The sequence below is a fragment of the Streptomyces sp. NPDC001941 genome (genome assembly GCF_040296945.1).
Classification (GTDB): Bacteria; Actinomycetota; Actinomycetes; order Streptomycetales; family Streptomycetaceae; genus Streptomyces.
This window is the reverse complement of sequence record NZ_JBEOYE010000187.1, coordinates 1-8331: the sequence shown is the minus strand read 5'-3', so window position 1 is coordinate 8331 and position 8331 is coordinate 1. Positions and strand designations below refer to the sequence as shown.

Sequence of the window (8331 nt, the reverse complement as noted above, 5' to 3'; positions counted from 1 at the left end):
CCGTACCCCCTACGACGAGGCCACCGCCTGGTCACACCACGCAACCCTCCCAACCGCAGCTTGACACCGCTACGGCATGGGATGTCTGACAGCAGCCCGGGAGCGCAGACACTCATTCAACTCCCGCCTGAGTTGCGCTTCTGCTGCCGTCCGCGCCCCTGGGCGCCTACCGGCCGTCCTCGTCTTCCCGGGGGGACCGGGTGCCCGTGCTGTGTGGCCGCCTGGTGCTGGGGGAGTACCGCCCGCGTGCCCGCACGCACCGCCCGTCACGGCCCACTTGCCCTTCTCCGGCCTGTGTTTCGCTCCGGGCCGCGCCGTGAGTATGCAGCCCTGCCCAGGGTCAGTTGATCCCTGTCCTGCGGCTTCGGCCGGTCGTTCCGAGTGCACGGGTCACGGCACGCGGACGACCCGCACGGCCCGGCCGGAACCGAGTTCGCCCGCTGCTGACCCGCTGGCTGCCGCCGGGCTGCCGGACGCCAGGGCCAGGGCGAAACCGCGGGAGCGCAGGGCGTGCTGGACGCGCCCCGGGATCGCGCCCGCACCCGGCCGCTCCTCAGGGGCCACACCGACCTTGAGGATCACCTCCTGGCCGGCGAGCCAGGTTTCGGCCTCCGCGAGGACCGGCAGTCCCGCCTCGTCTGCGGGCTGGCTCAGGCCTCCGGCCCGCAGTGCCTCCCGGACGCCGCAGAGCAAAGCCGCCGCGTCGCTGGGGATCATGGTCATCGATGTTTCCACGTAGGTGCCCCGTTGTTCTCGATGGTGTCCTGGCTCAGTGGCCGCCAGGTCGTGATGCTCACTTTCAGCCGCCTGGGCTGCTGACCACAAGCCCATGCGTTCCACCACCGGCTCCGCGGCATCCAGCAGCGCCTCAAGCGACAGCCCCTTCTCGCGGCCTGCCTTCCGGCCGATCCCGGGCTGTACCTGCATCAAAGCCCGCACCCCACCCCGGGTTCCAGCCCGGCACGATCGCTGATGACGGCCACCAGCACACGAAGTGCCCCCTACTGTCCCCGGTGGTGGTGATGTCCACGAATCCGTTCAGAGCGGCGGCGTCGAGGGCCTCGTGGGCCCGGGCGGCCCGTTGCGTGAGGGTGAGCTTCGCGCTGGGTGGCCTGCACTGCGCCGTAGCGTGTGCAGTTCCTTCCAGCCAAGCTCTCTGTCCGCAGGGACGTGCCGGAGCATTGGGTATGCGGGACAGCACCTCAACTCTACCTATCCGGCGCCGCGTTGGAGACCACGGCGAGGAGCATGACCGTACTCGCGTGAGCGGCCTGTTGCCCGCCCTTCGGCCCCGGAAGGCTACTGCGAGACGGAAAAGGCAGGTGAGCGGGGTCGGGGCACCCGCGCCCGGTGTGCATGATCACGGCCTGCCATACGCGGTCACCTCGGGACACCCGGGGGATCGGGCACGGGCCCGGGATCGTCTGGGCAGAGGGTTCTGCATCCGGTGGGCGCGTTTCGTAGCGCGACGCCGCTCGCGGCGCCCGGGAAGCGATACGTTTCCGGGGTGCCCGTCACCCCACCGGTGTCCCGGGCTGAACCCCTCGCCGCAGTCGTACGGCAGCCGCAGGGCGGTTTCACCCGTCGCCTGCCACATGCTCCACGTGCCGGCCGGCTACGGACGACGGGCCCCCTTCGAGGGCCGTGGGGTGGGGCGTGCGGCGGCCCCGATGGGTCACCGGCCCGGTGCAGCGAAGACCGCGCATGCGTGACTCTGAGCTTTCGAGTATGAGCAACGGCTCAGTCCGGGGTGCTGAGTTGAGTACCGTCGTCCCATGACGAACAGGTGCCCTCGCTGCCACGGCTGCTTGACCGACGGAGACGACCAGGGCGGAGCGCCCCGCGCGGTCCCCCACCGAGATGACGAGGTGTGCGGATCGTGCTGCACGGGCGAAGCAGTCCGGAACTCCGCCTGGCTCGGGGTGGAAGTCTTCGCCGAGCGGCCCGCTACCGGGCCGCGCACGACGTGGAACGACGTTCCGCGAACCCTGATTCGTGGAGAGCGGGACGTGACGTGAAGAAGGTCCTCAGATTCGATACCGAGACCGACGCCTATGACGATGTACTTGCACAGCTCAAAGCCGCCTACGGAGAAAGGACATGGAGCAAGTCCGACGTTGAGCTATGGCTCAGCCTCCTGACAGAGGAACAGGTCTCTTTCCTGCGTCTTCTCGCTCAGTCCAGCCGCCGAACCCTCCGGGCAGAAGACGTGAAAAGGAGTCTCGGATACAGCACGGAGAACAAGCGGTGTCTCGCCCGCATCAACCTGGGCATTTCCCGCGCGGCACGTAGCGGCCCTGGCCACTGCACACCCGTCGAGTTCTCGCAGTCATCGACCTTGTACTCTCTTGATCCACCCGTTGCCAAGCTCGTTCTTGATTGCCTCACTCTACGCGACTGAGGTACGTGGCAGGCCCCGGACTTGAACCGTGAATAGCGCGAGGCTAGGCCGCGTCTCTGCTGTCAAGATAGGAGGCTGCTTGAGGTTGCAGGCTCTGGGGCAGGTCCGCACACGCTGGGGACCTGCCCGTGCTGACGATCCCTTTGGGCGCGCTCTGGAGAGTGCGGTCACTCATGGACGATGCGGGTCCCGCGCGGTGCCTCACCGCCCTGCGAACAACCCGGTCATGCGAGGCGCGTGGTGCACAGGCCACGCTGTCAAGAGCGCGGGCACTTGTTCCGCCGGTTTCCCGCTGCGTGCGCGATAGTCCCGCTCTCAGTAGTAGCAGGAGCTGGCAGTTCCCGGTGTTGTACGGCAGGTTGACTGCAACCCGTCCTCGCTCCGTAGTAGTTGCTCCTGGGCCGTTGTTGCGAGGCAGCAGTAAACCCCGGCGGTCGGGGGGACTGCCGGGGCTGGTCGGGGCGGGTGTACTGCATTTCCGGACTGGTCCTGGATGCGCCGCCCCTGTTCCGCACACTCCTTGTCGGCGCGGGATAGGAAGAGCGTATCTGACGGAGAACACGCGGGATACCCCGGGAGCCAAAAAGCGCCCGGGAACGGTGGCCGTGTGCTAGGCGGCTATCAGATGGTGGAGCGCCTTTGTCTCGACCGTGGGCAGAGACGTGGGACGGGTCAGCGGACGTCACGGTCTCCTCTACGCCAGCGTCACCATCTCCTGTGCCCGTGAATTCCGCCCGCGACCGAGCGAGCGCCCAGTGCCTTCCTCGGCGGACTGCCCGGCTTGCCGACGGTTTCGGCTACAACGTCGCCCCTTCCCGCAAGGACAAGCCACGGATCTCTTTCCTTGAGGCCTTCACGACTTCCACCAGCGTGACGTCCGCGCGGAGGAGGAGAACCTGTCCCAGCCGCCGAAGCCGGCAGGTGGAACGTGCCGCGCTCATCGGCAAGGCCCCGTCACGCTCCGCCGAGACGGCCCTGGATCTGCGCGATCGGACCTGTCCGCGCACGTCGGCCGTGGCGCCCGTGGACAGCGCCCGCAGGCTGTCGTTGCTACGGCTTCAGGCCGTCGGTCAGTTCGCGCCGTACCGGGCCGGGCGGGTGCTCGGCCGGGGTGTGGGGGAGGGGCTGCGGCGGGGCTTCGGGTGCCACGGCGTGCTCATGCTGGGTCTTGGTGCGAGCCGGTGGGGTCCGGTGTGGTGTCGCTGCCCTTCGCCGGGGAGTCGAGGGTGGCGCCGTTGGCGGCGGCCATCTGGGCGTAGGAGTCGTACAGTTCCACGCCGTCGGGCAGCTCGGGCCGGGTGAGGCGACCAGTGGCGAGGAGGTCCTGGACCTCAGCGTTGCCGTCGGCCCCGCGCAGGAGCCAGCCCGCGCACATCCGCGGGCTGGCCGGGGTGGAGGAGTGGCAGCCGAAGCGGCGGGTGGAGTCGGGGCGGCTGGTGGGTTCGCTCAACTCGTACGCCGTGGCGGGGAACTGGCCGATGGGTGCGTCGCGCCGCCACGGGCACGGCTCGGCGCCGCCGCACGGCCGGGCCGCCGCCTTCGGCACTCCGTCGTAGGCGACACTGACCACCTCCCATACGTCATCGGCGGCCCGGTGTGCCACCACGTTCGCCGCCCGGGCGGGGAGGGGCAGATCCACCGGCTGCTCGTCGCAGGGCACCACACTCAGCCCGGACCGGAAGGCGGCGTTGAGCTGCGCGAGCAGCGATTCGAGGCTGACACCTCGCTGGGCGGCGACGACGGCCAGCGAGGCCCGCACCCGCCGGTCGTGCGCGGTATCGGCGCCGACCAGGCTGGTTTCCGCAGCCGTCGTGGCGGAGCGGGGGCCGCTGCCGGGCAGTGGCGACTGACCGCTGTTCTCCCGGCGCTGGACGCCCGGGATGTCGGAGCGCAGGGCCGCTGCGGCCGGGTCGGCGGTGATGGTCAGCGCGCGGGCGCAGCCGGGGCAGGGGGTCCCGGTCAGGGTGCGGGCCAAGTCGTCCGGGTGCACGGGCAGGACGTCACAGGCCATCCGCCAGCTGCCGGGGCGTACCTGGTAGGCGGTGTGGTCGACGCTGCCGTCGTGGACGCGCACGGGTCGCGGCGCTGCGCTGCTCGTGGTCACCGGGCGGTAACGGCGTGGATGCAGCCAGCGCAGGGCCGGTAGCACAGGGGCCGGGTGAGGTGGCCTGCTCCAGGAGGGAAGGTGTCGCCGCCGGGGCATGCGGTCTCGAACGTACCGTCAGATCGCTGCCGGGCCCGGTGGTCGCGCCGCCCGTTGGACAGACGCACGGAATAGGGCTGGGGCACCGCGGATCCTCCTCGCCCCGGTCCTCCCTCGGGCCGGGCTGCGTGCTGGCGAACCTCGCCCATCATCCTCTCCCCCTTGCGCTCCCGGGCTGCCCTGACGACCTCGGGCCTCATCCCAGCCCGTTGTCGTGGCTGCGCGCCGGTATCTGAGTCCGGCTGAGGGAAGCGTATCCGGAGTTGGGAGCTGGCCGGGAGCATGCGCGAAATCGGGACGGGCGGGTACGGCGACGGTCTCGGGCCAAGGCATTGACGGCTGTGGTTTGCAGCCGGGCATCACAGCATGAGCCTGGGTGGGGCGCGCGCGTGGGTGATCTGCGCCTAGCGGCTGACTCGTCGCTCCATACCCTCCAAGTAGAGGCGGCGCCTCGCCTTCGTTGACCCGACGCTGCTCCGCGCAGCATCCGTCAATTCCATGACAGCCTGACGGCCAGCGGCTGCTGGAGGGCGCCAGAGACTGAGGCGCCGGGAGCCCGCACCATGCCCCAAATGGGGGGGGGAGCGAGCTGCGTACTGGTCGGCCCGCACCCTGCCGCCGTGCGCGCAGATCCTTCTCGCCAGGCTCCCTGCCCGCAGTGACGTGCCGGAGCCTTGGATATGCGGGACAGCGCCCCCATTCGTCCCCGCACGGCCCGGTGTTGGAGAATCCCATGAGGCGTGGGGGTCCGCACATTGCGCAGACCCTGTTGCCCACCCTCCGGTCTCCGGGAGCCAATGCGAGACCGAAAGGACGGGCAGGCGGGGTCGGGGGCGCACCCGCCCTGCCCCCATGATCACGCGCCGCCACGGCCACCCATGCACGCCGCGCCGAAGCAGACCTCACGCGCGCCCGCGACACCAGCTGGCCAGCAGCCCGGTCGGCCCTGCCGGGCGCCGTCAGCCAGGGAGCAACCGGGAGGTGCTGCCGCCTGTTGGCCACCGATGGCGTGTCTCACCAGTGAGCGTTGTCAGCGTGGCCACTGATCGGGTGACGCCGGTGAGGTTGAGGTGAGGGCCGCTACGGACAAGCCCCCCGTGCCGTTGGGGGAGGTGTTCGAAGTCTCAACCCACCGGCACAGAAGCCTTGTAGGTGCCCTATCCTGCCGTACTCGATCTCCCGCATGCCCTGGTCGAGTGGGTCACGATGCTCATCGTCACCCGCGAGGGTGACCGACGGTGCAAACTCCCGCCGCACTAGCGCGCGCTCGTCGCTCTGGTGTACCTACGCCGCCACGACACCCTCACCCGGATCGCGTCCGGCTTCGGGATATCCGTGGCACCGCTCACGCCTACGTCACCACCGTGACCGGCCTGCTGGCCGAACGGGCCCCGGGCCTGCTCAAGACTCTGCGCGAGCACGATCCCGACTTCGTCCTGCTGGACGGGACCCTCGCCGAGTGCGACCGCGTCGGCGACAGGCGAGCCGACTACTCGGCCAAACACCGCCGTCACGGCGTAAACGTCCAGGTCGTCACCGACCCCGCCGGCGAGGTCCTGTGGATCTCGCCCGCGCGGCCCGGCCGCACCCACTACCTGACCGCCGCCCGCACCCACCGCATCATCCGGATCTGCGAGCGCCAGGGCGTTCCGATTCTCGCCGACCGCGCCTACCAGGGCGCCGGCCGCTGGGTCACCACCGGACTCAAACGGCCACCGTGCGGTGAACTCACCCTCACCCAGCGCACCGTCAACCGGGCCCTGGCCGCGGCGAGGGCACCGGTCGAACGCGGCATGGCACGGCTCAAGTCCTGGCAGATCGTCCACAGATCCCGCATTAGCCCCAACCGCATGACCGTCATCGCCAAAGCCATCCTCACCCTGGAGAGGCAACGCTCAAAACGCTCAGTGAGCCTCTTCAGGACGCTCACCCGATCGTGGCGTGGCGGGCCTCCGAGCTGCAGGTTCTTCGTAGGCCGTCACTCGATCAGTGGCCACTCTGAACGAGCTCAGTGTGCCAAAGATGAGCCGTTGACGCGTGCCGAGGTGTCGACCGATGCTCACCCGTCTGAACTCGGGGGCCGCGCTGGCGAGCGGGCCCTTGTGCACGGTCCTGGGCTGACAGCCGGCTGCCGGGGTCAGTGCTCAGGGTCGGCCGTGACGGGCCCGAGGTCTTCGGGTAGATGGGCCAGTACCAGGGCCTCGCGTGCTGTACTGGCCTGTGCCAGGACATCCTCGTGTGGGTAGCGGCGTACCTGGCAGGGCAGCTCTCCCGGCCGGGGCCAGGGCGATGACGGGCCGGGCGCGGGGATGGACGCTGGTGCTGAATCCCAGCACCCAGTGGCTGGCGAAAGCCGACAGCCGCCGCAGCCGCGGCTCCGCGTACGAGACTCTCACCAGTTCCCCGAACGCGGCAAGCGACTCCCCTTCCGCGGCCTGGTCGTGCAGCATCCGCCACTTCAGGGCGAGGACCGCTTTGACGCCCTGCTCGTGCGCGGGCGCCAGCTTCGAGGAGTGGGTGCCGGGGAACTGGGCGTGCAGCTGGACCGGTGAAGACTCCTGCCCCAGGCCACTGTCAGACGCACCACGTCCGCCAGGCCGGCCACCGTCCCGGCCACCAGCTCCACACCACGCCCCGGCAAGGTGCCCCTCGTGACGAAATCACGCTCTCCCTACCAATGTCCACCTGCAGTGGATCGCGCGCGACATCCGTCCTGTCCCTCTCAGTCTGGTCTTCCCAGCCGTCCGCGAAGCACTGCTTGACCCGCGCCGGGGACAGGGCGCACGAGCCGTAGGCGAACGCGCGGTTGCGCGGCCGGTAGGACGACAGCCGGGCCTCGACCCGCTCCGGGTCCAGCGTCCAGCTGTGCTCCCGCGCGGCCTTGCGCACCGCGGGGTCGGGATCATCCAGCAGCCCCGCCCGCTCCTGGGGTGTGAGCTTCTCCCAGCGCCAGGTGGCGCAGATGCGCAGTTCGGGGTGTTCGCGCCCGGCCGGGGACGCTTCGAAGGACGGCGTGTTGTACCGGGAGTCGGCGAGTTTCCCGAGGAGGTCGTTGGTGGAGAGGATGCCGTCTTCGGCCGGTTCCTTGGCGGTCAGCAGGGTGATCAGGATGTCGTCGGGGAGCGGCCGGATCCGCCGCAGCCTCTGCGGCCCCGAGTCCCGTGTCCTGTCACCGCAGGAGGCCAGCGCGATGAGCCGCACCGGGTCGATGTGCAGGTTGTGGGCGAGTGCGCCGCGCACGGGAACCGCGGGGTGGGAGGGCCGCGTCGATCACCGGGTCAGGCAGGGCCCGTTCCCGGTACATCTCCCGGCGTATCTCACCGCCCTGGTCATGCAGGGGTATCAGGAGGTCGGAGGGCGTCGCCGGGTTGAAGGCGAGGCCACGCATGCTGTACGAGCAGAACCGGGCCCCGCTGATCGTGTGGTCGCCGACGCGATCCGCGCGGACGTACGCGGTCGGGCGGTGCCGATGTCCCGGCACACCCGAAGGCGATGCCGATCCTGGTCTCCTCGGTGAGCCGGAGCAGGCCCGCGTCGGCGTAAGGGACCGGCTGGCCGACGAGTTTTCTGCCGTACCGTCTCAGCGCTTAACGGAGGGGGCGTTGGACGAGGTGAACGGCTGTGTCGAGCAGGTGCCTGGCTCGGCGCTGCTCCAGCGCACCCCGTCGGCCGCCCCGCCCCAGACGACGCAGCCGTCCGGGGACGCCAGGGAGACGGCCCCGGCATA

5 protein-coding genes and 2 pseudogenes are annotated in these 8331 nt (G+C 70.0%); 2 read left to right on the top strand and 5 right to left on the bottom strand.

Features of this window, described 5'->3' with window-relative positions; genetic code table 11:
• Window positions 1–390: 390 nt before the first annotated feature.
• Window positions 391–927 (bottom strand): hypothetical protein, encoded by a 537-nt coding sequence (locus tag ABT160_RS45835; RefSeq protein ID WP_351656053.1) that lies wholly within the window; start codon window positions 925–927, stop codon window positions 391–393.
• A 1087-nt stretch (window positions 928–2014) separates the two neighbouring features.
• Here ABT160_RS45835 and ABT160_RS45830 point away from each other — a divergent pair.
• Window positions 2015–2401 carry a hypothetical protein gene (locus ABT160_RS45830; protein ID WP_351656051.1) on the top strand — a complete coding sequence of 129 codons (387 nt, stop codon included), beginning with the start codon at window positions 2015–2017 and terminating at the stop codon, window positions 2399–2401.
• A gap of 1156 nt (window positions 2402–3557) precedes the next feature.
• Here ABT160_RS45830 and ABT160_RS45825 read toward each other — a convergent pair.
• Window positions 3558–4475, bottom strand: a complete 918-nt coding sequence (locus tag ABT160_RS45825) for a DUF6283 family protein (RefSeq protein WP_351656050.1) — start codon at window positions 4473–4475, stop codon at window positions 3558–3560.
• 1335 nt (window positions 4476–5810) lie between these two features.
• On the opposite strand from ABT160_RS45825, the pseudogene ABT160_RS45820 reads away from it, so the two are divergent.
• A pseudogene (locus ABT160_RS45820) lies at window positions 5811–6499 on the top strand (transposase); the annotation flags it as partial.
• A 242-nt stretch (window positions 6500–6741) separates the two neighbouring features.
• Here ABT160_RS45820 and ABT160_RS47220 read toward each other — a convergent pair.
• The 3 genes and pseudogenes from ABT160_RS47220 to ABT160_RS45810 all read right to left on the bottom strand — a co-directional run bounded on the left by ABT160_RS47220 (window position 6742) and on the right by ABT160_RS45810 (window position 7844).
• The gene (locus ABT160_RS47220; RefSeq protein ID WP_502984422.1) at window positions 6742–6831 is read right to left on the bottom strand and encodes a hypothetical protein; all 90 of its coding nucleotides are present in this window, start codon (window positions 6829–6831) and stop codon (window positions 6742–6744) included.
• A gap of 58 nt (window positions 6832–6889) precedes the next feature.
• Window positions 6890–7066: pseudogene (locus tag ABT160_RS47215) on the bottom strand (DUF6193 family natural product biosynthesis protein); the annotation flags it as partial.
• Window positions 7067–7178: 112 nt separating this feature from the next.
• Window positions 7179–7844, bottom strand: a complete 666-nt coding sequence (locus tag ABT160_RS45810; RefSeq protein WP_351656047.1) for a hypothetical protein — start codon at window positions 7842–7844, stop codon at window positions 7179–7181.
• Between the last annotated feature and the right edge of the window lie 487 nt (window positions 7845–8331).

Coding starts and splice junctions, on each gene's coding strand:
- ABT160_RS45835 (WP_351656053.1), bottom strand. CDS start 927: ATGCAGGTACAGCCCGGGATCGGCCGGAAGGCAGGCCGCGAGAAGGGG.